This is a genomic window from Fibrobacter sp. UWH5 (assembly GCF_900142505.1).
Taxonomy (GTDB): domain Bacteria; phylum Fibrobacterota; class Fibrobacteria; order Fibrobacterales; family Fibrobacteraceae; genus Fibrobacter.
This window is the reverse complement of sequence record NZ_FRBB01000002.1, coordinates 42,861-66,037: the sequence shown is the minus strand read 5'-3', so window position 1 is coordinate 66,037 and position 23,177 is coordinate 42,861. Positions and strand designations below refer to the sequence as shown.

The following is a 23,177-nucleotide window of genomic DNA, read 5'->3' as shown; positions in this document are numbered from 1 at the left end:
ATGAAAGCTTCTCAATTTAGTGAACAGGCTCAGCTGATAGCCTTTGTTTTGCAGAAGGGTGCTGAATGGGATCCCTCTGTGATTGAACTTCTCGAAAAGACTTGGGGGCCGATTCGGCATAAGGGAAAACTTTTTGCCTTTGACAGGACCAATTATTATACCCCTGAAATGGGGGATGGTCTTTACCGTGGAGTGGTTTCTTTGGAGAAATGCATTTCGCCTGAGACCATCGCCGATGAAAAGGAGCGGAGCAACGCACTGGAATTGACTACTGCCAACAGCGAGAATCCAGATCACCGCCATGTGAATATCGACATCGGCTATATGGATTTGGATAAGGTGGTGTTGCCTAGCTACAAGCGCGGACCTTTTAAACTTTACGCCGGGAAGGGCGTGTGGCTGGATATGCTGCTGACCTATGCCAAGGGCGTTTTTCACCCTACAGCCTGGGCCTTCGAAGACTTTACCCGCAACCCCTACCAACACGACCTTCAGTTGATAAGAGAAAAGTATAAAAAGGCGAGAGTCGCGGCGGATTGCTTGCAATCCGACATGACCGAGCCGCCCACTTTGGCACCGGAGGGGCAAAAGTATAAAAAGGCGAGAGTCGCGGCGGATAGCTTGCAATCCGACATGACCGAGCCGCCTACTTTGGCACCGGAGGGGCAAAAGTATAAAAAGGCTAAAGCGGCTGGTGGTGAGGGTTCTTGCCGCCTATGAAACGCTTGTGCTTGATTGTTGTGGTCGTGGTTGCCTTTTTATATGGAGGCCATCAGCTACGTGTTCGCCTGGCAGAAAATGCCGCCATCGAAAAGCATAATGCCCTGGTTGAAGAGACCAACGCCTGTCTGGAATCCGGGGATTGGAAGTGCGCCGAGAAGGATTTGAAAGTGCTGCTTTCTGAAACTCCCGAAGATCGCAACTTGCAATTGCATATGGCGGGTGTGCTGCTGGAACAGGAACGCTACGAAGACTGCATCGCCTACATTTCTGGACTGGGTTACAGCAATGGGGATCTGGAATATCTAACCGAAAAATCCAAGATGCTCATTCGAGAAATGGAAACATTGGGCCTGGAACGTTCCGCCCATTTCCGACTGGAATTTGATGGACGCCCCTCTCGCAGCGATGTGCTGGAAGCCCTCTCGGTGTTGGAAGTCGCTTACGATTCCCTTTGCCACCTGTTTGATTTCCGCCCCGAAAATAAGTTGCAGGTGGTGCTTTATGAATCAGAAGATCATGGCGGTGTTGGTGGTCGTCCTGCTTGGGCAGGAGCCCTATTTGACGGAAAGCTTCGTATTCCTGTAAATGTCATGCAGTATCGTGAAGTCTATCGCCCCATGCTGTTTCATGAATTGACTCACGCCTTTATTAGGGCCATGGTCCGCGTAAAAATTCCCACCTGGGCCAACGAAGGTATTGCCCAGGTTGTAGATGCAAGCCGCAATGACGTGGCTAGACCCGCCGGAAGTGAACCTTCCTTGGATGTGCTGTCGGCTCCCTTTGTTGGAGAGACCCGTACCGATGAGGCGGTAAAGCTTTACTGGTATTCCCAGAAAATGGTGGAGGGAATGCTGAAAAGGAATGCTGACTTTACACGGTTCCGTGATTTTATCAAGAGCCTAAGCTCCATGAGCGCCGATGAAGCCCTGCAGAAATTTTATGGAGTGACTGCCCAACAGCTTTTGAATGAGGTCTGACCATGGCGAAAAAGAAAGTTGTTATCCTTGCGACTGGTGGAACTATTGCCGGTGTTGGTGAAGCCGGTGCCAATACGGGCTATGTATCGGGGCAGATTGCCGGTGTAGACCTGGTGGCTGCCGTTCCTGAAATTGCAGACTACGCCGATGTGACGGTGGAGCAGTTCTGCAATGTGAATTCTGACGACATGACGGGCGAACTGTGGCTTAAGCTGGCCAAGCGTATCGACGAACTTGCCGAGGATGGATCCGCCTCTGGACTGGTTGATGCGTTCGTCATAACTCATGGTACCGATACCATGGATGAAACGGCCTACTTCCTCAGTCTGACTTTGCGAACCGAGAAGCCGGTTGTGCTGACTGGCTCGATGCGCCCTGCCACTGCCAAGGAACCGGATGGCCCGGCTAACTTGCTGGGTGCCGTACAGAGTGCTGTTGGCTTTGCTCTAGAAGATGAACCCGTTGGAAATAACGTGTGGGTTTATTTCGGAGGCGACCTGTTTGATGCTCGCAGAGTTCAGAAATGCAGCGCCAGCGAATTGCAGCCCATGGGAATCGATTTCCCTGGATCTGGGACGGCTGACTTTGACAATGCCTGCGAATCCCCGTTTTTTGATATTTCCGGCGTGACGGAACTGCCTAGAGTTCATGTGGTGTACTTCGCCGTAGACGCGAACCCCCGCCTGCTGGAATTTGCCTCGGCCATTTCAGACGGACTCGTGATTGCTGGGGCCGGCAGTGGAGAATTTAGCCTTCCGTGGTCCCGTGCATTGGCTAATGTCGACATCCCTGTGGTTGTGGCTACTCGAATTAACCACGGTGTGGTTACCCTGAACAGGAATCTGGCTTTGGCACCCGAAAGTGTGGCCAGAATCAGCGCCGGTGAACTGCCTCCTCAGAAGGCTGCAGTTCTTTTGCGACTGGCCTTGACCCAGACCAAAAATCCGTCGCGTCTGGCTAAAATTTTCGAAAACGCCTGATTGCGGGTTCGTTGCGTAACTTTCGCAGGAACATTACTGATTCAGTTTTTCCTTGGCGGCCTTGATAGCGTCTTCGGCCTTGTCTAGGGCGGCGTTTGCGGCGTCCTTGGCTGTAGATTTAGCGGCGTCGGCTGCATCACTAGCTTTGTCCTTGGCTGCATCTGCTACGTCGCTAGCCTTGTCTTTAGCAGCATCTGCTGCATCGCTTGCTTTATCCTTGACTACATCTGCAGCTTCGGTAGCTGCCTTTTTGGCCTTGTTGGCGTACTTGCTGGCGGTTTCGCTGGCTTCCTCGCCACATGCGGTAAGGCAGGCTGCTGCAATCATGGAAATCAAAATTAGACGCTTCATAAATTCCTCGTAAAGTTAGGGGTAAATATAGCCACTAATATATCGTCTGAATGTCTATATTTTGTCATATGAAATTTCTAATCCAGCGAGTAAAAAAGGCCCAGGTGGATATCGCCGGCGAGACCGTCGGACAGATAAACCAGGGTTATATGGTCTTAATAGGGGTTGGCGAAACCGATACCCGCGAAGAGGCAGACCGCCTGATCCGCAAGATGATGAACCTTAGGATTTTTGCCGACGAAAATGGCAAGACCAACTTGAGCATCAAGGACGTAAACGGCGAGTTGCTGCTGGTTTCCCAGTTCACCTTGTACGCCAACTGCAACAAGGGGAATCGACCCACCTTCAATGGTGCCGGAAATCCGACCCTTGCCAATGAACTGTATGAATACGTCATTGAACAATGCCGCAAGGAAATTGCCAAGGTGGAAACAGGTCGCTTCGGTGCCGACATGCAAGTAAGTCTAGTCAATGACGGCCCGTTCACCATCATGCTGGAATAAAGGTTCGCTCGGCAAGCCTCGCTAGAGGTGCGAGGTCGGTAGCTCCGCTACCTAGAGCGAACGGCCTAAAGCGAAAAGGTTAAAGTGTAGAGAATATAACTCACACCTCACACCTCACACCTCATACCTCATACCTCATAACTCACCGCCCATTGCGAGGATAATGTGCGCAAAATAAAATTTCAAGTCGTCTTACTTTTTTTCGCCCTGTTCTTGTCTTCTTTTATGATTTCGTGCGCGGGTATGCGTGACGATGCTCCCGGCGAATCTGCCGGTGATTCCGGCATGATGGATACTCCCTGCGATGAGTGCGGTAAGCGTGGCGATATCGAACTGAAAATCACCGACGAAAAGTTCTACCGCGAATGGAATGTGGCTGCCTATAACCGCCTGGATTCCAATGCCGTAGTAGGCGTGTTCCCTTCGCTTTTGGTAAATGCCAAGCGACCCGAAACCTGCCGCTTCTGCCACAGTTACAGCGCCGACGCCTTGGATTTTGATCTGGCTCGCGTTGAAGACTCCATCTTCGTAAAGGCTTTCCCCAAGATGCAGCGCGAGCTGATGCTCCCGGGAATGCGTCTGCCTGACGCCGATTCCAGCTACCTGGATACGCTGTCTGCCGCTTTCCTGAATTTCAAATTCGCCGATAATTTGCCTCTTGAAGATTTTACCCCGTGGCAGGACCGCGAAGGTATCGAGCAGCCCTTTACCCGTGTGGTGCCTACACCTCTCAAGAATTTGCTGAACAATACCGCTAGCCGCTATGGTCTGCGCTATATTTCTATCCCGGTGCGTCTTGATGTATTTATGGATCCTGATCTGGGCAAGTCCGGTGGCTTTACCTGGAAGATCCTATGGACCCTTTGGGATGCCCGTTATGGGGAATTGGTCTTCTTGACCTATTCGGAATATACCGCGTCGACTGCTAGCCGTGTCGCTCCGGAAAAGGAATGGGCGGAACCCTTTGGAGCTCGACTGCAGAAGATGTTCACCACCGACGTCAATACCCTGGAAGCTCATTAGTCTGACGCAGAAATTTAGCGCACGAAAAATGGCCCGCGATAGCGGGCCGTTTCTATACATCTTGTTTTATAGTATGCGTTGTCTATTAGACTTCACTATTTTTCTTGCTGAACTTGTTCATTACATCGGGAACCAGGTCCATGACCTTGCTCATAATGGAACTGTCCTTGCTGATGGGCATGATTCGAACGTCGTCGCCCTTGATCACCAGGAATGCAACCGGATCTACGGAAGCGCCGCCGCCGGAAGCGGAGGTGTCGCCCTTGCTGGAATGTCCGCCGAAACCAAAACCGACAGAAACGCGGCTGACGGGAACGATGATGGTGTCGCCGGATTCAATGGGCTTGCCGATTACAGTTTCTGCCTGGGTGATAAAGCGGAGCTTTTCTAAAAGAGTTTCTGCGAGTTTTTCAATAGCCATAATTCTAATATAGTTATAAATTCCTAGGTTGTTTTGCCTGGATGAACGTTAAACCTTAATATCGAGCTTCGTAAATGCGGTCGCTGGCGGTAAAGAATTTGCGTTCCAGATCGGGCCAGCTGAGGAATCCCCAGACGACGGCGATGCGGCCACCTGCCAACTGGGTTGCGATTCCGTTTGCCCCTTCGCCTGCAGCAAAATAGACGCAGTCGCTGCTGGGGAAGATGCCCTTGGGTTCAACAATGTTCAAGTTCTGGATCCAGCTTTCGAAAGCTTCGGCTTCTTCCTGGTCCCAGCTGCGGGCCACGTTCCAGCGGAGGTTGCCATCGCGGTAGCTCTGTACAAGCACGGGGAAGGTGGACTTGACTCCCATGAAGTACTTTGTCTGGATGGAGGTCTTGCCCTGTTCGCGATTTTCGAAGGGCAGACTTAAGAAAGCCTGGGGAAATCCGCCGTGGAATCCGGGGAATCGACGTACGTAGTTTTCCAGGTCGCTTCGTTCGTAGCGTCTAAAGCTGTCGTGCCTGAAAATGAAAATCCTGTGGTCGGCACGGATACTCTGTTCCAAAAAACTACCGCGCAAGATGGGGGCGCTGCCTTGGAATCGTCCGCTGTTCATGTAGTAATCCAGGGCGTACACGTCGCTCTTGAATTCCAGAATGGTTACGTCCAGAGTGTCGCCTTCCAGAATCGGGTAGCGGATTTCGATGCGCTTCTGCAGAGCGGAAATGTCGCCGACCATACTTGAATCCACTGCGGCAATGATGGGCTTTACCGACTTGTAAGTCAGCTCTTCCAGGCTTACGGGCTTAACCTCTTCCTGCTGACAGGCGCAAAGGAGTAGCGCTTGCATCAGGGCGGCAAAAAGACCTGCCTTCATCATTTTCTTGTGGAACTTCATACAGTTTGAATTTAGTATTTGTGAGGCTCTCTGTTTGGGGTTCGTCACTTTTTTTCGGCGTAATTGCAGAACTCATGGAGGGGGCATTTTTTGCAGTGGTCGGTCACTTGTCTACAAATGAACCCATCCTTGCCATTCTCCAGGAAGTACTGCATACTGTGAGACGAGAGGTAGGGGGACGCCTGGATTTCCTTGGCCAGGGCTACAAATAGCTGGTTGGCCATGACCTGTTTTTCCTTGGGGGTCATGTTGGCGAATCCGTCTCCGCCATTTTCGCTGCTGGCAGGGCCGAGAATAGAAATGTAACGGCGGGCGCCCATGGTCAGGGGCAGGTGGGGCATCTTGGATGTAGGTTTGCAGCGGAGTCCAAGGCCTACCGGTTCTTCTGTAATCAGACGGTAGATGGCGGCGCAAGCCTTGGGCCTCGGGTTGGATTTTCCCATGAAGTAGATTTCGCCCAGGTCTCGCCAGAGTTCCTCGGGGGGGCGGGAGGCGACGTAATCGGTGATGCTATTGTTCCCCTTGTGGTCGGGGCCTGCGCCGTGGTTCCGCATAAAGGCGCCCACGCTCCAGAAAATGCCTGCGGCATGATCAAACAGTTCCCAACTGCGGGTGTGAAAGACGGATTCCTCGCAGTTGTTGATTTCTTCTTCCTTGGGGACAGGCAGTTTCCATAGAGCGTCTCCAGGGAACCTCTCGTGGAGTGCTCGCATCAGGTTTGCGAATTCCGGGTAGCTGCAATTCTGGAATAATGCCGTGCCCAGTAAAACCCAGCCCACCTTTTCCTCGATAGTTTTGCAGTGCCGCGTTACGGCTACGACAGGATCCTGCAGGTCCCTGAATAAAGCGACAAATCCCGCTGTCGCCTTGAACAACGCGGGATTGTCTTGAATGAATTTGCCGATGGAAACTGCCATTGCGGAGGGATCGGAACGCTCTAGGTTAGAGGGCTTCGCCCACCTTTACAGCCTGGCCTACGCGGTTCTTGAACAGTTCCGGATTGCGTTCGCGGATCTTCTTGTCCACCACGAGAATCACGGTGCTGCCCATTTCGAAACGGCCCAGTTCGCCACCCTTTTCTACGGCGATAGGGGCCTTGGGCATCCAGTCGAAGCGCTTCTGGTCACGGGGGAGCTTGCCTGCGTTGGTCAGCAGTTCGTCGGTGTAGGCAACACCGATGCGGCCCACGTTGGTGGCGCCCACTTTCACGACCAGGATTTCGGATCCATCTTCCAGGCGGATGTGGCTGGTCAGGCGTTCGTTAATGCAGAACAGGCCTTCCACACGTTCCACGCTGCCTACGTTCACCGGCCACAAAGTACCCGGGCAGTAGCTGGCGTCCAGCACCTGACCGTTGACGGGGCTATGGATGCGGTGGTAGTTGAACGGGGCCAGATAAATGGTAGCGAAGGCTCCGCCTTCAAAACGCTTGGCCATTTCGTCGTCGCGGAGCAGGTCCTTCAGGGTGTAGGTCTTGCCCTTGGCCTGAATCAGTTCCTGCTTTTCGTCGAAAGTTGCTGTCTGGGAAAGAACGCCGTCTACAGGGCTTACGATTTCGGTGTCTGCAATGGGACGCATGCCCGGCTTTAACCTGCGGATGAACAGCTCGCCGATGTTGGCGTAATGTTCCAGCGGGTACTCGGATTCGTCCATATTCAACTTGTAGTAGCTGCAGAACATGTTGCGAGCCACCTTGCTGATAATCGGCAAACGAAGACGAGTGATTGCGCCAAAGGCGCGGCTGGCTGCGTTCTTGGGCAGCAACTTCATAAAGACGTAAAAAGCAGAATTCATAAGAGTAAAGATAAAAAAATCCCGATGCTTCGGGTTCTTTTTTTATCCTGTCGTCAGCCCCCAAGGCCGGGACTTGCCCCCATCAATACAACCAGTAAGACGGGAAGTCCGACGATGAGGCCTATCGCAATCGTATATCCTAGAAAGGAAAGTGCATTCTTTGCGGCACTTGTGGTTTGAGTTGTAGAATCCGTTTTTGAGGAGTCTGAAACAATCGCCGTGGAATCCGTTTTCTTAGTGTCTTGGGAGCCCGCATCAAGTATCATGTAGGTTCCAAATACTAAGCCTCCTACAACAACGTCTGTTTTGGAACAGCCATTTAGCCCAAACGACAAAACCAACGAAAGCAGAATGGCATTAATAAACTTCATGACTATAAAGTAAAAATTCTTCGGGTGAAAGTAGCAACAGATCATTTATGCAAACAAAAATCCCGATGCCTAAGCACCCTTTTTAGGATAAAGGATAAAGCGAAAAGGATAAAGAAAAAAAGGTTAAAGGACGAATCCTTTAACCTTTAAACTTTCAGCTTTACGCTGTCTTAGGACTAGCCCAGGATCTTCTTTTCGTAGTCGCCCATGCAGTCGACGAGAGCCTGCACGCCTTCGATGGGCATTGCGTTGTAGATGGAAGCGCGGAAGCCGCCAACAGAACGGTGACCCTTGATCTGGACCAGACCCTTGGACTTTGCGAATTCGATGAAGTCCTTAGCCATGTCTGCATCCTTTTCTTCGGAAACAACTTCGCGGTTGAACACGAAGGGAACGTTCATGAGAGAACGGTCTTCCTTAGCAGCGGTACCGACGAACACCTTGGAGTTGTCGATGGCGCTGTAAAGGAGAGCTGCCTTTTCGCGGTTGATCTTTTCGATAGCGTCAACACCGCCAATCTGCTTGAGCCAGTTGAGGGTGCGGTTCATGGTGTAGACTGCGAATACCGGAGGAGTATTGAACATGGAGTTCACGCCGGTCTTTTCGTCCAGGTGAGTCTTGAAGTTCAGCATGGTGGGGATCTGACGATCGACCTTGCCCAGGAGGTCCTTACGGATGATGGAAACGGTAACGCCTGCGCAGGAGATGTTCTTCTGTGCGCCGCCGTAGATCACGCCGAAGTCTTCCACGTTCACCTTGCGGGCGAGGAAGTCGGAGCTCATGTCAGCCATGAGGAAGCCGGACTTGGGCTTGGGGAAGTTGTGCCATTCGGTACCGTAAATGGTGTTGTTGGCGGTAACGTGGAGGTAAGTTGCGTTGTCGCTGAGCTGGAGGTTCTTGTCGATGTGGTTGTAAACATCAGCCTTGGTGGAGCAAGCAACGTTAACGTTACCGAACTGCTTTGCTTCCTTGAGAGCCTTGTTTGCCCAGACACCAGTGTCGGTGTAGTCGGCAACGCCGTCGGCCGGGAGGAAGTTCATCGGCATCATGCAGAACAAGAGAGAGCAGCCACCGCCGAGGAAAATGATGTCGTAGTTGGCGGGGATACCCATGAGGTCGCGGAGAAGCTGTTCAGTTTCGAGGAACATGTTCTCGATGGGCTTTGAACGGTGACTCATGGAGAGAATACTGATGCCAGAGTTTGCATAGTCGATGCATGCTTCAGAAGCTTCCTTGAGTGCTTGTTCGGGCAGGACAGACGGGCCTGCGCTAAAGTTATAGACCTTATTAGCCATGATAATGTTCCTTTTTAAATGTTTGCGAAACCTTATGGTCTCGACGCGGGTAAATTTAGCAAAAGCTTGAATTTTGGAAAGTTCTTTTTACATGTTTTAACAAAAAAAGACGAGAGAAACTCTCGTCTATAGACTTTCGTCTGGAGGGGGCTTCCCGTCCTAACTACACGCCCAGCGCTTCGACTGCAGCCTGATATTTCTTCAGACGGAACTTGGTCTTCAGTTCGCGGCGTTCGTTACGGCGGATATACTTGTCTTCCAGGAGCGTGGTAAGGATAGCAGCCTTGGCCTTGGCCATGACGGGGTCTTCCTTCAGGCTTTCGGCGAACTTGACGAATTCCTTTTCGCGGGCTTCGTAAGTGGCTTCTTCGGCGGGAACGCCTTGGGCCATCAGCTTGCAGCTGTATTCGTCGATCCAGCTCTGGTTCTTGTGGTAAGTCATCTTCTCGATCTTTGCGACCAGGTCGGCGGGTACGCCCATCTGGACCAGGTCCGCAGCAGTCTTCTTGGCAGATGCAGTTGTGGTATCTTGAAGCAGGGCAAGGACTTGCACTTCTTCAGGTTCGCCCTTGGCTTTAAGGTTGTCAACAACATTCTGCAGAAAATCGATGTAGGGGCCACCGGCCTTGTCCACTTGTCCCTGGTGAATTTCGGCGGCGATCTTGTAAGCGTCATTGTAAGAGATCATATATATCCTTTTTCGCCCAGAAGGGGCGGTTCCTAGACAATATATATAATTTGAATTTTTAAAAAACAAACTTTTATTTTAACAATGGAATAAAAAAATCCGCCCAAGTTGGAATATAGGCGGATTTTCGCAAAAAATGCTTTTTTTTTGTGATTTTAGGCGATAAAGTTCTTGCCCAGGATGGCAGAAACGTTCCTCATGATTCCTTCGGCAACGTCGGGCTTGTTCATGGAATAAACGTGGACGTTGGTGATTCCGTTGGCGTAGAGGTCGATAATCTGGTCGCTGGCGTAGATGATACCAGCCTGCTTCATGGCCTCGGGGTCGCTACCGAACTTGTCTACCAGGGATTTGAAACGCTGGGGCATGAAGGAGCCGGAAAGCTTGATGGCTCGTTCTACCTGGTTGGCGTTGGTAATGGGCATGATACCGGGGAGTACCGGACAGGTAACGCCTGCTTCACGAAGCTTGTACAGGAAGTTGAAAAACAGGTTGTTGTCGAAAATCATCTGGGTAGTCAGGAAGTCGGCACCGGCGTCCACCTTTTCCTTAAGATACTTGATGTCTTCGCGCTGGTTGGCACTTTCGGGGTGCTTTTCGGGGTAGCAGGCGGCTCCGATGCAGAAGTCTGCGCCGCTTTCCTTCAGTTCGCGGACCAGTTCCACGGCGTGGTGGTAGTCGCAGTCGGTACGGCCGTTGGCGATCAGTTCCGGAGTGAGGTCACCGCGGAGGGCCATGACGTTAGTGATACCTGCAGCCTTCATGTCTTCGATGCGCTGCTTCACGGTTTCCTTGCTGCTAGACACGCAAGTCAGGTGGGCCAGCATGGGCACGCCGAACTTGGACTTCAGATTCTTGGCAATTTCCAGGGTGTACTGGCTGACGCCGCCGCCTGCGCCGTAGGTGACGCTCATAAAGGCGGGGCCAAGGGCAGCGATAGATTCGGTGGCGTTTTTCACGCTTTCAAAACTGGTTTCCTTCTTGGGCGGGAACACTTCGAAGGACAGGGACATCTTATCTTGCTTGAGAATATCAACGATTTTCATGGTGCGTAAGATAGGAAAAATTGATGGGGAATAGAATAGACTTTTTTTATATGGCTAGCAATAGAAAAAAGCTATATGTTTTTTGAGGGCAAAATGGTGAAAATGCCGTTTTTACTAACTAAATGGGGACCTTAGGTGTGCTTTAGTTAGTAATTTTTTAAGATAAAGTAACGAAAAGTGTCCGAAAAAAGGGGAGAGTCGGACGAAAAATGCAAATTTTTATTAAAAAAGCCCCCAAAATAAGACTATAACTCAAATTTTGTGGCGAACAAAGTAATAAACTACGTACTAAACGTAACGGAAATCGGGAAATGGTTAGTAGAATCGCTGAAAGGGATGAGGTCTGCGTTGGAACAGGCGGGATGCAGCAAGCCTGGCGGCTTGCTGCAGTTTCTACGTCTCGGATATGAAAAAAAGACCACCCACAGGGGGTGGTCTTCTTTCATAGTCGAGGCGGGATTCGAACCCACGACCCTCTGCTTAGAAGGCAGATGCTCTATCCAACTGAGCTACTCGACCATACTACTTTCTCAAGTGTGGCGGGAATATAGCAAAAATATTCTATTTCATCAACTGGATCTGTTATTTTGTTAGGTTGGTGATGCACTTGTAGAATCCCCCTTCGCTTTCGTAATCATCGAGGTTCATATAGGGAATGTTTTCTGAGGTGCAGTTTTCCTTCTTGTGATCGTAGATGTAACGGTACTGGCATTGCTTCCCGTTTGCGGAAAGGGTGAATGTCGCTATATCCGAACTCATTCCTCTGTATAGATTGACGTCCGTGAAGGAGTACTGGGTTCCGTTGATGCTGCCTCTAATTCGTTCTTGTAGAAGTCTCAATCTGGGTTTTGCGGTGAACTGAAGGTGATTGTGTTTTCTGTGATGGAAATGGTGTTTATTTCGTGGGGGATGTAATCTTCAAAAACTTCTTCCATTATCCCATCATAAACAACAAAGCCCGTTTCCGTCCAGGTTCCTGAGGGAACTTTGCTTCTGCACTTTCTATATGGCTTTCCCATTGGGCGGAGGACTTGTCGGCGGATACATTGCAGGTTTCTCTGTCGAATGGGGTGCTGAAACTGTAGAGCTGCTGCGCCGCATGCGGCGAGAATGCCTGCCGCAGCAAGAATGATGAACTTCTTGTTCTTGTCTAGCTCTCCTTGTTTTTGTGCGGGGAATACAGCATTGTCGGTCTGCAAAAAAAAGAAGAGACCTCGTAGAGGTCCCTTTTTAAAAGTTAGAGCGTGTGAACCTGATGTCCAGCCTATTTCTTGAGCATCTTGTTCAGGGTGGCTCGCAGGTGGTTCATGTTGGCGTCGTTCACCGTCTCGTAGCGGTAGAATGTCCCGTCGGGGTTCACCAGGTAGACCACGGGGATGTAACCGGTGCCGTAGGCCGGGGCGAACTTGTACTCGGAGTCCTGGAAGACGGGGATGACCACCTTGTACTGGTCGATAAAGAGGCGGATGTCGTTCTTCTTGATGCCGCCGCCGAGGCCGATGGCGATACCGGTCAGGCCGTCCTTTTCATATTCCTTCATCAGGTCCTGGATTTCGGGCATGTGGCGCTGGCAGTGGGGGCACTTGGGGCTGAAGTAGTAGATCAGCAGGGGGCGGTTAGAGAAATGGCTAAAGAGGATGCCAGGATCGCTGATGCCGGCCAGGGGCTTGGAAAAGTCCATTTTCATGGGCTGGTTGGTGGTGCTATCCTGCATGAGCTGGACGTCGGCCATCTTGGGCTGTTCCAGGGCTAGCTGGGCGGAGGCGGCTCCTGCAGAAATGGCAACGGTCAATGCAACAGAACAAAACAGATTTTGTAAAAGCGTACCGGATTTTCTCATAAAACTCCTTTTCGTGCCTTAAAATACGAAATTATTTGGTTTGTGGGGTGGTTACATATTCAAAATGTGATTTTTATCGAATTTTGCAAACTGAATTTTGGATACGATAATGGGAGGAGAGGTGTAAAATGGGCCGAATAAAGAAGAGTGGGGCGCAGAATGCTAAACAGAATGCGGGTATGGTGGGACGTTCCCTGGAATTTTGCGGTCTTGGAGACAAGCGCAAGGCGGGGGAACTTCTGGCTCGTGAGATTACCGCCAACGGGAACCCTACTTCAGAATGGCGAAAATCGGGTATCTTTCTGGTATTCAGACAGGAATTTCTACCCTGTGATGAAGAATGTCCTTGCGTGTCCGGATGGTTTCCGTATTAATCGTGAGATGGGATATGTTTGCCGTAAGCCGCAGAATGGGGAAGAGAGCAATCTATGGTCCGTTGAAAGAAGAAAACCTAGACGAGGCCATTCGGTTTGTTAAAGACGTCTATGGAAAAATTCTGTCGGGTAAGGCCGATGATGAATGGCGGGGTATTTTCTTTGATAGTCTAAAGGTTCAACTAAAAAGGGATTCTTTCAAGGGTCGAAATTTGACTCCCGAATCAAGGGAGGAAATCTCAAAGGAATTGGAAGATGTGGTTGCTGGCCAAGGAATGGATGATGCGAGTTCTGGCTGATCCATTCCTGCATACGGATTCGGCATGCCCGGCGGTGGCCGACCTGGCGAAAAGCTGTATCGACGGGACCCTGTATGGAACCTAACTACAGGCTGTAGGAGGTGGTGACGGAGTAGTGGGGCTCGCCCTTGCGTATGCCGTTGACCGGGATGGTGACGTCGATCTTGTTGATCAGATGGCTGATGGACTTGGTCTGCACAAAGCGGGCGCCGAAGCCTACGACGTAGATCAGGTCCTTGCGGTTGATGTCGTTGAAATCCCAGGCGGTTTCGCCGATGCTTCCGAAGGCGACGAAAACGGGGCGCAGAGTGGCCAGTTCGAAGTCGGGGAAGTAGCGCTGTTCCAGGTTGCCGTATACGCGGGCCTGACCTGTGTAGAATCCTGTGGGAAATCCTGCGAAGCCTCCGTTGATGCCGCCTAGGCAAACCTGATAGCCGTAGCGGGCGTCTTCATAAAAGTCTGCAAGTCCCGTAATGGCAGTAGAAACCTTGTTGCTTGGGTGGAAAATGTATTCGCCCCACAGTTTTCCGTAGAAGTCCCGCTGTTCCCCGTGATCCAGGTAGAAGTTCATGTTGGACTTCAGGGTCAGGTGATGCATACCTGTTCCCAGGTAAAGTTCACCCCACAGGTCCAGACGGATGTCGTTGTTGGCGGAACCCAACTGTTCGTAGTTCTTGGAAATCTGGGCCTTGAGGCTGTAACCCTTTTCGATATCTTCGGTCCACTTGACGTTGTGGAAATTCTTGATTTTTTCGTAGCGCAGGTTGGAAAGAGTCAGGTACAGACCCAATCTTGAATCCTTGCGTTCCGGAAGCCATTCGTTCCAGGCGCTGGCGGAGTCGATGGCGTAGGCGTCTTCGCCGTCGGTAAACAGGTAACGGTACAACTTGCCGTGGGAGGCTGTTTCGCGGCGGTAGTCGTAGGTGGTGCCTACATAGAGCTTGCGGAAGGTTCCGCCGAAGGACCTGCTGACACGGAAGCTGAGGGAGTCGTCTACATATTCCTTGACCTTCATCAGCTGGACGGTTTCGTTGCCGTTGTATTGCTGGAGTTCGCCCAGATATTTGTCTAGGGAGTCGGCGGGAACGTTCATGTCGTAATGGGTTGCGCCGGCGGGCATATCTCCGCTGCCATAGAAGTAGGCGTAACGCTTGTTCTTGAGGCCTGCAATGGTGTAAGCCCACTGATTCTGGCTACGGCTCAGGAAGGGAATATACATCTGGCCGCTGGCGAGATAACCGTCAGTGTTATAGCTGTAGGTCAAGTCCAGGTGGTTGTAGCGGAACAGAAAATGGGGGGCGCTGTATTCCAGCGTAAGCATGTCACGGAATTCGTTGTGTCCGTAGTAGAATCCCAACTTCTGGCCTAGACCGAGAAAGTTGCTTTCTTGCAGGCCGATGCTCCAGACCAGATTGTCGTAAGACCATTCCTTGCCGCCGAAACCGATACCGATGGGAACGGTGAGAGTCCAGTTGTCGCTGGTGTGGACATGGGCGATGTTTTTGTCGTCGGAATTTTCGATATTGATGTGGGCGTCAGAAAGGAAGTTCTGGGTACGCAGGAAACGTTCGGCTTCCTGGACCTGGATTGACGTTACCTGGTCGCCCTCATTAAACAGCAGAAGTTTTTCGACGGTGGATTCACGGGTTTCGATGTGAATCCAGTTTAGAAGATCGTAGGCCCACTTGTCGTACTTGGTGTGGACCTTGGAATCGTCGAATGCATCGCCAATGTGGTATTGGATGGAATCGATTTTAAAAGCGCCTTCGTCCTTGAATGTGGAATCCTGCTCTGCAAACGCGGCTGTGACAAGGGTTGCAAAAGTGACGAGGGCTGTGCTTAAGAATCGGTTCATAAAAATCCTAGGTTGTCCACAATATAAAAAAAATGGATGTTGACGAAAAATGCCTACGGAATGGCCTCGCCACAAATGCTAGGTTTTTCTATATTAAGCGCGGGGCAGCGGATGGCCGCCGGCGAGAAGAAATTCAGACTGGAGGAAAGTCCGGGCACCACAGAGCAGGATGCTGGATAACGTCCAGGCGCGGAAACGCGATAGAAAGTGCAACAGAAATTATACCGCCTGCAGCAATGTAGGTAAGGGTGAAATGGCGAGGTAAGAGCTCACCGCATTCCTGGTGACAGGGGTGGCAATGTAAACCTCATCCGGTGCAAGACCAAGCAGGAATCCGCTGGAGGCAACTCCGGCCAGGTGCGGCTCGTGCCTGTTGGATATCCGGGTAGGTCGCTTGAGGCGGCTGGTAACAGTTCGTCCAGAGAGATGGTCATCGCCCCGCAAGGGGTACAGAACCCGGCTTATAACTGCCCCTTATTTTGAAGACCCCTGCCCTAAAGGCGGGGGTCTTATTAGATGCAGGGGGCTTTGCCCCCTGGACCCCCAGGCCCTTGCCCAGCAAGGGCTGGATGCAAGCCATCTCTGGCGGGGCTTTGCCCCCTGGACCCCTAGGCCCTTGCCTTGCAAGGGCGGGAGGCAGGCCATCTCTGACGGGGCTTTGCCCCCTGGACCCCTAGGCCCTTGCCTTGCAAGGGCGGGAGGCAGGCCATCTCTGACGGGGCTTTGCCCCCCTGGACCCCCAGGCCCTTGCCTTGCAAGGGCTGAATGCAGGCAATCTTTGGCGGGGCTTTGCCCCCTGGACCCCCAGGCTCTTGCCCAGCAAGGGCTGAATGCAGACAATCTCTGACGGGGCTTTGCCCCCTGGACCCCCAGGCCCTTGCCTTGCAAGGGCTGGATGCAGGCCATCTCTGGCGGGGCATTGCCCCCTGGACCCCCAGGCCCTTGCCCAGCAAGGGCGGGATGCAGGCCATCTCTGGCGGGGCATTGCCCCCTGGACCCCCAGGCCCTTGCCCAGCAAGGGTTGAATGCAGGCCATCTCTGGCGGGGCATTGCCCCCTGGACCCCCAGGCCCTTGCCCAGCAAGGGCTGAATGCAGACAATCTCTGACGGGGCTTTGCCCCCTGGACCCCCAGGCCCTTGCCTAGCAAGGGCGGGATGCAGGCCATCTCTGGCGGGGCTTTGCCCCCTGGACCCCCAGGTCCTTGCCTTGCAAGGGCGGGAGGCAGGCCATCTCTGGCGGGGCATTGCCCCCTGGACACCCAGGCCCTTGCCTTGCAAGGGCGGGAGGCTGGCAATCTCTGGCGGTTGCGGAGACGGAAAAAGCCCACGACGGTGCGTCGAGGGCTTCTCCTTCTTCTTTTTAAGTCTGCTTTGTTTTTATGCGACTAAATATCCAGGTCAATGCCGATACCGAATCCGCGGCTGGTGCGTTCGTAGGTGTTGAGACCGTACTTTTCCTGATCCGTATCCTTGTTGTAGATGGTGTGGTAGTAACCCACATCGAATCGGAGGTAGTCGGTAACACGGTAGGCGAAACCAAGACCGATGGTTGAGGTGTTCAGCAGCTGGCTCAGGTCGCTGACGTAGTTGTCGGTGCGGTCGCAGCGGAATACGGCGAGTCCGCCGCTGATCGTCCAGCTCTTGGACAGGTCGATTTCTACGCCGTACATGAATTCCTGGCTGTTTTCCAGATAGTTTTCGGTGTCTCCGGTCAGGTCGACATCGCTATCGAACCACAGGTTATAGCCGAAGGAAATTCGGGTGTTGGGGAGGATGGCGTAAGACAGGCCCAGGGCGAGAACTGCGGGAACGTCGGCGTGATCGGTCTTGCCGTCGTCAAAGTCGGACATGCCCACTTCGTTCTTCTTGGTGCTGTTCTTCATTTCCAGGTCGGTCTTCATTTCGTACTTCACGCCTACGGTAAGGCCCTTGTACTGGAAGGAGGCACCGAAGATGGGGGCGAATCCCCAGCCTTCCTGTTCTACGTCAAGTCCCTTGTCGCTGACTTCCTGTGCGTAACCGGCCATGGCTTCAGACTGTGCGGCCATCTGCTGGGCGGTTGCCTCGTATTCGGCTGCGGAGGCCTTGTCGCCCATTTTTTCGAAGAGGGATGCAGCTTCCTTGGCGGCGGTGGCGTATTCGTCAAACGTTTCGGAAAGCTGGCTGAAGGTGGCGGCTGCGTTGACCATTTCGCCGTCAAGTCCCAACTGTTCGTTTTCCGGATTGATTCTTACGTTGGAGAGGGTCGCTTCGTACTTGTTGTAGGAGTAGGTTGCTCGGCCACCGGCGTAAATGCTGAACATGTTGGCGAACTGGTAGGCGGCACCCAGGGCGATACCGATCTGGTAAGACGATGCTTCCAGCTTGATGTCGGCGTCATACTTGGTAGTTGAGAGTCCACCCATAGAGAGTGCCATGGGGAGAGAGGCTAGCTGGGAGTCGAAAGAGGGGATGCCGTGCTTGAAGTTCAGGGATCCACCACCACCGATAACGCCGACGGTAGAGGAAATGGCCAGGTTGCCGTGATGCCATGTGGCGTGGAAGCCGGGCATGGAGGGGGCAAAGGTGTTGCCTTCGTATTCCTTTTTACCACCCTCGAACAGGGGAGATTCGGTGGTAATGGTACGGCCCTGCCAGAAAGTCTGGTTGGAAAGTGACAGGTGGAAGCCGTCCTTCATGAAGGCGGTTCCGGCCGGGTTGTAGTAGGGAGCGTCGTTTTCGATAGTGGCATTGCGGGCAACGCTACGGAGGAAGGCGGCGGAATGGTTGTTGTTGGTGGTGGCGCCGCCTGCGAACAGGCTAGAGGTGGCCAGACCAATAACGGCTGCAGTTTTAACCCATGTTTTTCCCATAAAAAGTCCTTTGGTAATCTTTTGTTATCAAAATATACCATTAATTATCAAAAATTGTGCTGAAGAGATTACTTTTTTATTACAAAATGAAAAGAGTGTGATTTCCGTCTGCTGAATTTTGTATGCGGAGGACGTCCGATTTGGGTTGGGTTTCTAAATTTAGGGTGTGATTGATAGAAAACAGCTGAAAAATATCGTTTTACGCGTGGAGGTCATTATCGGCGTCATCGCCATGATTCTCGGTGCGGTGCTTACCATCCTGTTTTTGGGCGAAGGCTATTTTGTTGGGGCCCTCATGATGGTGATTACTGGCCTGATCAGCGTTTTTCTTGGAATCAAGGAACTGGTGGCGCCTGTGGACAATATGCTCCAGTGGCTCCCGCTTTTTTATATCGTGGTGCGCCGGACGTTCTTTTTCTTGAATGTGGTACTGTGTGCCCTAGTGGTGGGCACGGTGACCAATTTATTATAGGGACCGCAGAAAGGGTTCCGCTAACTATAAAGAGAACTGTTAATGGATTCCGTCTTCGTTGGCGGACTTTTTCTCGCTGTACCAGGTCTGGATTTTTTCACGGGCTTCCTCGTCGAAGGCGGCATCCTTCAATATGTTTTCGGCCATCTGTAACGTCTGACTGATCAGTTCCTGGTCGTGGATCCAGTCGAACCAGCGGAATACCCAGCTGCCGCTCTGTTCGTTGCCTTCTAGGTTACCTGCACCGCGGGTATTCAGGTCCAGTTCCGCAATTTCGAAACCGTCTTCGGTGTGGCTGAACTGGGTGAGGCGTTCGACGGAGTTTTCGGCGGCGGCACCTTCGGGCATCATCAAGAAGCACCAGGCTTGCACGTCTCCGCGACCGACGCGGCCTCGCAACTGGTGGAGCTGGGCCAGTCCGAAACGCTCGGGGGAATCGATGGCCATGACGTTTGCCTGAGGGACGTTGACGCCCACTTCGATGACAGTAGTGGCAACTAGCACATGGACTTCGCCTGCGGCGAAACGTTTGAGAATTTCATCCCGCTGGGATTCGTCCATCTGGCCGTGGATGCCCTCTATCACGACGGTCTTGTCGAAGGCGCGCAGTTCGTTGACTACATCCTCGACGCTGCGGGCGGGTGCTGCGTTATCGCCGGCGGAACTGCCGTTGTCGTCGGCGTTGACGCGGCTGACGATCCAGTAGCAGAGATTGCCTCCCTTGGCTTCGTTCACGATGAACTTCTTCATGTCGTTGCGCTTGTCGGGGGAGACCAGGCGGGTCTTGATGGGCTTACGTCCTGCAGGCTTTTCCTTGATGGAGATGACCTGCAGGTCGCCGTATAAAGTCATGGCGAGACTGCGGGGGATAGGCGTGGCACTCATGACCAACAGGTCAGGATACTCGCCCTTGGCGAGAAGCGCTTCGCGCTGCCCCACGCCAAAGCGGTGCTGTTCGTCGATGATGACGAAACCTAACTTCGAAAATTCAACGTCCTTCGAAAACAGCGCATGAGTGCCGATGACGGCCTGGCAAAGTCCCATCCGCAGTTCACCCAGAATCTGCCTACGTTCTGCCGCAGGAGTGGCGCCTACCAGAAGTTCCACTCGCATGCCGGCGGCTTCAAAGAAAGGCTTCATCTGCTTGTAGTGCTGTCTTGCCAGAATATCAGTGGGGACCATCAGGGCGCTCTGTTCGCCAGCGCCGCATACGGCCAGCATGGCCAACATGGCCACAACAGTCTTTCCGCAGCCCACGTCACCTTGCAGCAAAGCATGGAACTGCTTCTTGCCGTTCAGCCCCGAGACAATCGTATTCAGGGCGGCATCCTGCCCGGCGGTTAGGCTAAAGGGCAGCCTGGTTTTCGCATTCATGACCTGCCCCAAATCCACCTGGCGTTCGTGCCCGCGCAATTTCTGATTTTCGCGACGGCGGATCATACGGAGGCAGAAGGGCAGCAGTTCCAAAATTTTCAGCTGGAACTTTGCCTGACGAATGGCGTTAAAATCTGTGGGCAGGTGCAGTGCCTTCAGGTTGTCTACCACGGTTCGGTAATGGAGGTAATCCGTCAGCGCCTTGGGGCAGACATTAGGTAAGGTTAGATTTGGAAAATTGAATACAAACCTGTACCAGTTTCGCATGGCCTTCTGGGTAATACGACTCTTGGTCATGACTTCGGTCATGGGGTAAACTGGTAAAATCTGGCCGTTGAATTGCTCGTCGGCATCGAAGGGCTGCATGTCGGGGTGGGTCATCTGGAACCCACGGTATTCGCCAACAACACCTGTTACCAGCCAGTGGCTGCCGGGCTGTACGCGCCTGCTCTGATAACTAGCCCCTTGAAAAAAAGTCAGCGAAATTTCGCCGGTGCCGTCGGTAAGGGTGGCCACAAAGCGGCTAGTCCTTCCGCGGATTAGACCAGCCCTGGTGACGGTTCCAATCAACACGACTCGGTCCCCTACATGAAGGTCGCCAATTTTAGAAACCTTGGTCTGGTCCAGATAAGTTCGGGGAATGTTGTAAAGAAATTCAGAAAGGGAGCTGATGCCTGCGGACTTTAGCGCGTCAAGACTTTTAGGCCCCATCTTGGGAAGGTGCGACAAATCCATCGGCTCACCTTACTTGCTGGACTTCTTGGCTTCTTCTGCGCGTTCGCGAGCCTTTTCGCGGGCGGTCTTTCCAATCAGGTTGGTATTCTTCCAGGTAAACAGCTTGACCGGGTTGCCGTCATCGTCAAGAACCTTGATGCCCTTGGTGTCCACAGCCTTGATCAGGCTGCTGAGCTTGTCTAGCAAGTCGTTCAGCATATCCACGGTTTCGGTGGAGGTAATAAGCTGGTTGGCCAGGGAGTTCTGTTCTATGCTGAGGATGATTTCGTTGGTGTGGGCGACCCCTTCAGAAATGACCTTGATAGCGCTGTCTGCCATCTGGACTTTTTCGTTGACAGTCTGCTCAGCTACCTTAATGGCGGTGTCAGCCTGCAAGGTTACGTCGATGAGAGTTTCGCTGGCGTTGTCGATCTGTGCGAATACGTCCTTGAGTGCAGGCTGAAGGATTGAAAGCTGCCGTTCCACATTCTTGGCGATTCCCTCGATGGTTGTCATGGCGTTTTCGACCATCTGGATGGCGGACTTGTGGGTGGAATCCCCTTCGACAATCATAAGGACCATGTGGCGGATGACATCCATCTGCTCGTTCACATTTTCAATGTAACGGAGGACTTCGGCGATGCCCGGCTGGAATGTTCCCGTATGAACATAATCTTCGGGAAGAACATTTCCGGTCTTGGAGGGAATAATTTCTAGACGGCGCTGACCCATGATGGCGTAGTTCACGTTGTTGAACTGGGAGCCTTCTCGGAGGATGATGGGTTCGTTAAACTTGATTTGCACGCGGGCGCGGTCGCCAAGCCAGGTGACGGAGCCAATGGTTCCGACAGTATAGCCACGAACAACCACCTGGTCTTCGGGCTGCAGGGTTCCCAACTCAGGAAAGTCCACCAAGGCGGTCTTGGTTTCTTCGTGGTGGGCGTTGTACATGCTGTAGGCCACAACTACGAATATCAACAGCAGTGCGACTATGCTGAGGTATCCCAATGTGCGGTCAGAAATCTTCATGGCTACCAATATAGAAAAGATTTCCCAAGACTCGATGGACTTCGGCCTGGTCTACGGCCCCTTGTTGCACAAGTCCACGGGCTGAATCCTGCAGGTCCCCGTCGGCAAATGATCCGTTGGGCAGGAGCAATTCTACAATGGCCTGTCGCCCTCCGTTTTTCAATCTGACAAGACGCTGGGCCATAATGCCCAGAAGCGATTCTTCCAGGAGGTTACGCTGAATGCCCAAATCCTGCAATCGGGTGAAAGCGGCCTTTGCGCTATTGGTGTGCAGGGTAGAAAGGACCAGGTGCCCGGTCTGGGCGGCGCGAATTGCAATCTTGGCTGTTTCCGAATCGCGGATTTCTCCCACAAGGATAACGTCGGGATCCTGACGTAAAATAGACCGTAGTGCCGAGGCGAAGGTAAGCCCGCATTTTTCGTTGACTTGAACCTGATTGGCCCCGTTCAGAGTGTATTCTACCGGATCTTCGATAGTGACTACGTTGATTTTTCTTTGGATGATTTCCTGAAGTCCTCCGTGAAGCGTTGTGGTCTTGCCGCTGCCCGTTGGGCCCGTAACCAAGAACAGCCCCTGAGGGGATTGGAATATCCGCTGGAGGGTTCGTTCAATTTTTAAAGAGAAATGAAGGGCGGCGAGTCCCCGAGGTGCCTCGCCTAGGTCCTGCCTTTGTGGCAGCAGGCGAAGAACGCATTTTTCGCCACCTTGAACGGGGAGCGTGTTGACTCGGACATTTGCGGTCCCCTGGAGCCCGCAGTAGGTAAAGCTCCCGTCGTGGGGAATCCGCCTGTCGGTAATGTCGATTTCTGCAAGAATTTTCAGGCGTACAAGAATCGGGTCGGCGGTCCAGAGGGGCAACCTCTTGAAATCTTCAAGAAGTCCGTCCCTGCGAAAACGGATCCGCAGTTCATCTTTTAATGGTTCCAGGTGGATGTCTGTGGCGCCTGAATCGACGGCTTGCTCCAGCAAGTTGTCTACGAGATTGATAATAGGTTCCGCTTCCCAGGAGTTGGTGGACTGCTTTAGAATATCTTCGGTAAGTTCCTGGCTGGTGTTGCGGTTGGCGTATGGACTTTGGCTGATCATCCTGCGGATTTGAGCCGGCGAAAATTCCTGCGGCGTTATGTGGCTTACACTCAGTTCCTTTCGGAGTTTCTCTAGCAGGAACTCATCGTATTTGTTGGGGACGGCAACCGCCCCTTCTATGGGGCAGACTCCGATACGTCTTAACCATTGGACACTTATCTTATTCATCTACTGAATTATACAAATAAAGTATAACGTTTTGTGTCGC

At 52.5% G+C, this 23,177-nt stretch carries 25 protein-coding genes, 1 tRNA gene and 1 other RNA gene; 9 read left to right on the top strand and 18 right to left on the bottom strand.

Annotated elements, in window-relative coordinates:
• Genes BUB38_RS03140 through BUB38_RS03130 form a run of 3 tightly spaced genes read left to right on the top strand, consistent with a single transcriptional unit; the run spans window position 1 to window position 2,680 of the window.
• Complete coding sequence (locus BUB38_RS03140; protein WP_254794863.1) at window positions 1-720, top strand: DUF4416 family protein; 720 nt, start codon at window positions 1-3, stop codon at window positions 718-720.
• Window positions 717-1,700 (top strand): hypothetical protein, encoded by a 984-nt coding sequence (locus tag BUB38_RS03135; protein WP_073156920.1) that lies wholly within the window; start codon window positions 717-719, stop codon window positions 1,698-1,700. The genes BUB38_RS03140 and BUB38_RS03135 overlap by 4 nt, the downstream gene beginning before the upstream one ends.
• Before the next feature lie 2 nt (window positions 1,701-1,702).
• Window positions 1,703-2,680 (top strand): asparaginase, encoded by a 978-nt coding sequence (locus BUB38_RS03130; protein WP_073156917.1) that lies wholly within the window; start codon window positions 1,703-1,705, stop codon window positions 2,678-2,680.
• A gap of 33 nt (window positions 2,681-2,713) precedes the next feature.
• Here BUB38_RS03130 and BUB38_RS03125 read toward each other — a convergent pair whose 3' ends face one another.
• On the bottom strand, window positions 2,714-3,031 hold the full coding sequence (locus tag BUB38_RS03125; protein WP_073156914.1) for a hypothetical protein: 318 nt from the start codon (window positions 3,029-3,031) through the stop codon (window positions 2,714-2,716).
• A 68-nt stretch (window positions 3,032-3,099) separates the two neighbouring features.
• On the opposite strand from BUB38_RS03125, the gene dtd reads away from it, so the two are divergent.
• Together dtd and BUB38_RS03115 are read left to right on the top strand one after the other, a co-directional pair.
• Window positions 3,100-3,534, top strand: a complete 435-nt coding sequence (gene dtd, locus BUB38_RS03120; RefSeq protein WP_073156911.1) for a D-aminoacyl-tRNA deacylase — start codon at window positions 3,100-3,102, stop codon at window positions 3,532-3,534.
• Window positions 3,535-3,777: 243 nt separating this feature from the next.
• Window positions 3,778-4,557, top strand: coding sequence for a hypothetical protein (locus BUB38_RS03115; protein WP_254793674.1), 780 nt, complete (start codon window positions 3,778-3,780; stop codon window positions 4,555-4,557).
• A gap of 85 nt (window positions 4,558-4,642) precedes the next feature.
• Here the strand turns inward: BUB38_RS03115 and BUB38_RS03110 are convergent, their stop codons facing one another.
• The 12 genes from BUB38_RS03110 to BUB38_RS03060 form a co-directional block, all read right to left on the bottom strand.
• Entirely contained in the window at window positions 4,643-4,978 is a 336-nt protein-coding gene (locus BUB38_RS03110; protein ID WP_073156906.1) for a GerW family sporulation protein, read from the bottom strand.
• A gap of 55 nt (window positions 4,979-5,033) precedes the next feature.
• Entirely contained in the window at window positions 5,034-5,879 is an 846-nt protein-coding gene (locus BUB38_RS03105; RefSeq protein ID WP_073156903.1) for a hypothetical protein, read from the bottom strand.
• A gap of 44 nt (window positions 5,880-5,923) precedes the next feature.
• Window positions 5,924-6,796, bottom strand: a complete 873-nt coding sequence (locus BUB38_RS03100; RefSeq protein ID WP_073156900.1) for a hypothetical protein — start codon at window positions 6,794-6,796, stop codon at window positions 5,924-5,926.
• 25 nt (window positions 6,797-6,821) lie between these two features.
• Window positions 6,822-7,673 carry an archaetidylserine decarboxylase gene (asd, locus tag BUB38_RS03095; protein ID WP_073156897.1) on the bottom strand — a complete coding sequence of 284 codons (852 nt, stop codon included), beginning with the start codon at window positions 7,671-7,673 and terminating at the stop codon, window positions 6,822-6,824.
• 53 nt (window positions 7,674-7,726) lie between these two features.
• A complete protein-coding gene (locus BUB38_RS03090; protein ID WP_139258191.1) occupies window positions 7,727-8,044 on the bottom strand; it encodes a hypothetical protein in 318 nt (105 codons plus the stop codon).
• Window positions 8,045-8,220: 176 nt separating this feature from the next.
• Window positions 8,221-9,339 carry a 3-phosphoserine/phosphohydroxythreonine transaminase gene (gene serC / locus BUB38_RS03085; RefSeq protein WP_073156892.1) on the bottom strand — a complete coding sequence of 373 codons (1,119 nt, stop codon included), beginning with the start codon at window positions 9,337-9,339 and terminating at the stop codon, window positions 8,221-8,223.
• Window positions 9,340-9,502: 163 nt separating this feature from the next.
• Window positions 9,503-10,027, bottom strand: coding sequence for a hypothetical protein (locus BUB38_RS03080; RefSeq protein WP_073156891.1), 525 nt, complete (start codon window positions 10,025-10,027; stop codon window positions 9,503-9,505).
• Between the two features lie 155 nt (window positions 10,028-10,182).
• A complete protein-coding gene (gene metF / locus BUB38_RS03075; RefSeq protein WP_073156888.1) occupies window positions 10,183-11,073 on the bottom strand; it encodes a methylenetetrahydrofolate reductase [NAD(P)H] in 891 nt (296 codons plus the stop codon).
• 445 nt (window positions 11,074-11,518) lie between these two features.
• Window positions 11,519-11,592 (bottom strand) — tRNA-Arg (locus tag BUB38_RS03070).
• A gap of 63 nt (window positions 11,593-11,655) precedes the next feature.
• Entirely contained in the window at window positions 11,656-11,832 is a 177-nt protein-coding gene (locus BUB38_RS16225) for a hypothetical protein (protein ID WP_158236674.1), read from the bottom strand.
• A gap of 77 nt (window positions 11,833-11,909) precedes the next feature.
• Window positions 11,910-12,272: a hypothetical protein gene (locus BUB38_RS03065; protein ID WP_073156886.1), complete on the bottom strand. Its 363-nt coding sequence runs from the start codon at window positions 12,270-12,272 to the stop codon at window positions 11,910-11,912.
• 65 nt (window positions 12,273-12,337) lie between these two features.
• On the bottom strand, window positions 12,338-12,913 hold the full coding sequence (locus tag BUB38_RS03060; protein ID WP_083538113.1) for a TlpA family protein disulfide reductase: 576 nt from the start codon (window positions 12,911-12,913) through the stop codon (window positions 12,338-12,340).
• 128 nt (window positions 12,914-13,041) lie between these two features.
• On the opposite strand from BUB38_RS03060, the gene BUB38_RS03055 reads away from it, so the two are divergent.
• Entirely contained in the window at window positions 13,042-13,287 is a 246-nt protein-coding gene (locus BUB38_RS03055; RefSeq protein ID WP_073156883.1) for a hypothetical protein, read from the top strand.
• A 14-nt stretch (window positions 13,288-13,301) separates the two neighbouring features.
• Complete coding sequence (locus BUB38_RS03050) at window positions 13,302-13,586, top strand: hypothetical protein (RefSeq protein WP_139258189.1); 285 nt, start codon at window positions 13,302-13,304, stop codon at window positions 13,584-13,586.
• Between the two features lie 85 nt (window positions 13,587-13,671).
• On the opposite strand, the gene BUB38_RS03045 is transcribed toward BUB38_RS03050, so the two are convergent.
• Window positions 13,672-15,441 (bottom strand): BamA/TamA family outer membrane protein, encoded by a 1,770-nt coding sequence (locus BUB38_RS03045; RefSeq protein WP_073156878.1) that lies wholly within the window; start codon window positions 15,439-15,441, stop codon window positions 13,672-13,674.
• Window positions 15,442-15,540: 99 nt separating this feature from the next.
• Here BUB38_RS03045 and rnpB point away from each other — a divergent pair.
• An RNA gene (gene rnpB, locus BUB38_RS03040) (RNase P RNA component class A) lies at window positions 15,541-15,921 on the top strand.
• A gap of 905 nt (window positions 15,922-16,826) precedes the next feature.
• Here the strand turns inward: rnpB and BUB38_RS03030 are convergent.
• The gene (locus BUB38_RS03030) at window positions 16,827-18,293 is read right to left on the bottom strand and encodes an OmpP1/FadL family transporter (protein WP_073156873.1); all 1,467 of its coding nucleotides are present in this window, start codon (window positions 18,291-18,293) and stop codon (window positions 16,827-16,829) included.
• 166 nt (window positions 18,294-18,459) lie between these two features.
• Here BUB38_RS03030 and BUB38_RS03025 point away from each other — a divergent pair, with 166 nt between their 5' ends.
• Window positions 18,460-18,765, top strand: a complete 306-nt coding sequence (locus tag BUB38_RS03025) for a hypothetical protein (RefSeq protein ID WP_101479569.1) — start codon at window positions 18,460-18,462, stop codon at window positions 18,763-18,765.
• Window positions 18,766-18,804: 39 nt separating this feature from the next.
• On the opposite strand, the gene BUB38_RS03020 is transcribed toward BUB38_RS03025, so the two are convergent.
• Genes BUB38_RS03020 through BUB38_RS03010 form a run of 3 tightly spaced genes read right to left on the bottom strand, consistent with a single transcriptional unit; the run spans window position 18,805 to window position 23,137 of the window.
• Window positions 18,805-20,874: an ATP-dependent DNA helicase RecG gene (locus tag BUB38_RS03020; RefSeq protein WP_073156868.1), complete on the bottom strand. Its 2,070-nt coding sequence runs from the start codon at window positions 20,872-20,874 to the stop codon at window positions 18,805-18,807.
• A gap of 9 nt (window positions 20,875-20,883) precedes the next feature.
• Complete coding sequence (locus BUB38_RS03015) at window positions 20,884-21,882, bottom strand: MlaD family protein (protein ID WP_073156866.1); 999 nt, start codon at window positions 21,880-21,882, stop codon at window positions 20,884-20,886.
• On the bottom strand, window positions 21,869-23,137 hold the full coding sequence (locus tag BUB38_RS03010; RefSeq protein WP_073156863.1) for a GspE/PulE family protein: 1,269 nt from the start codon (window positions 23,135-23,137) through the stop codon (window positions 21,869-21,871). Before BUB38_RS03010 ends, BUB38_RS03015 begins: the two co-directional genes overlap by 14 nt.
• Between the last annotated feature and the right edge of the window lie 40 nt (window positions 23,138-23,177).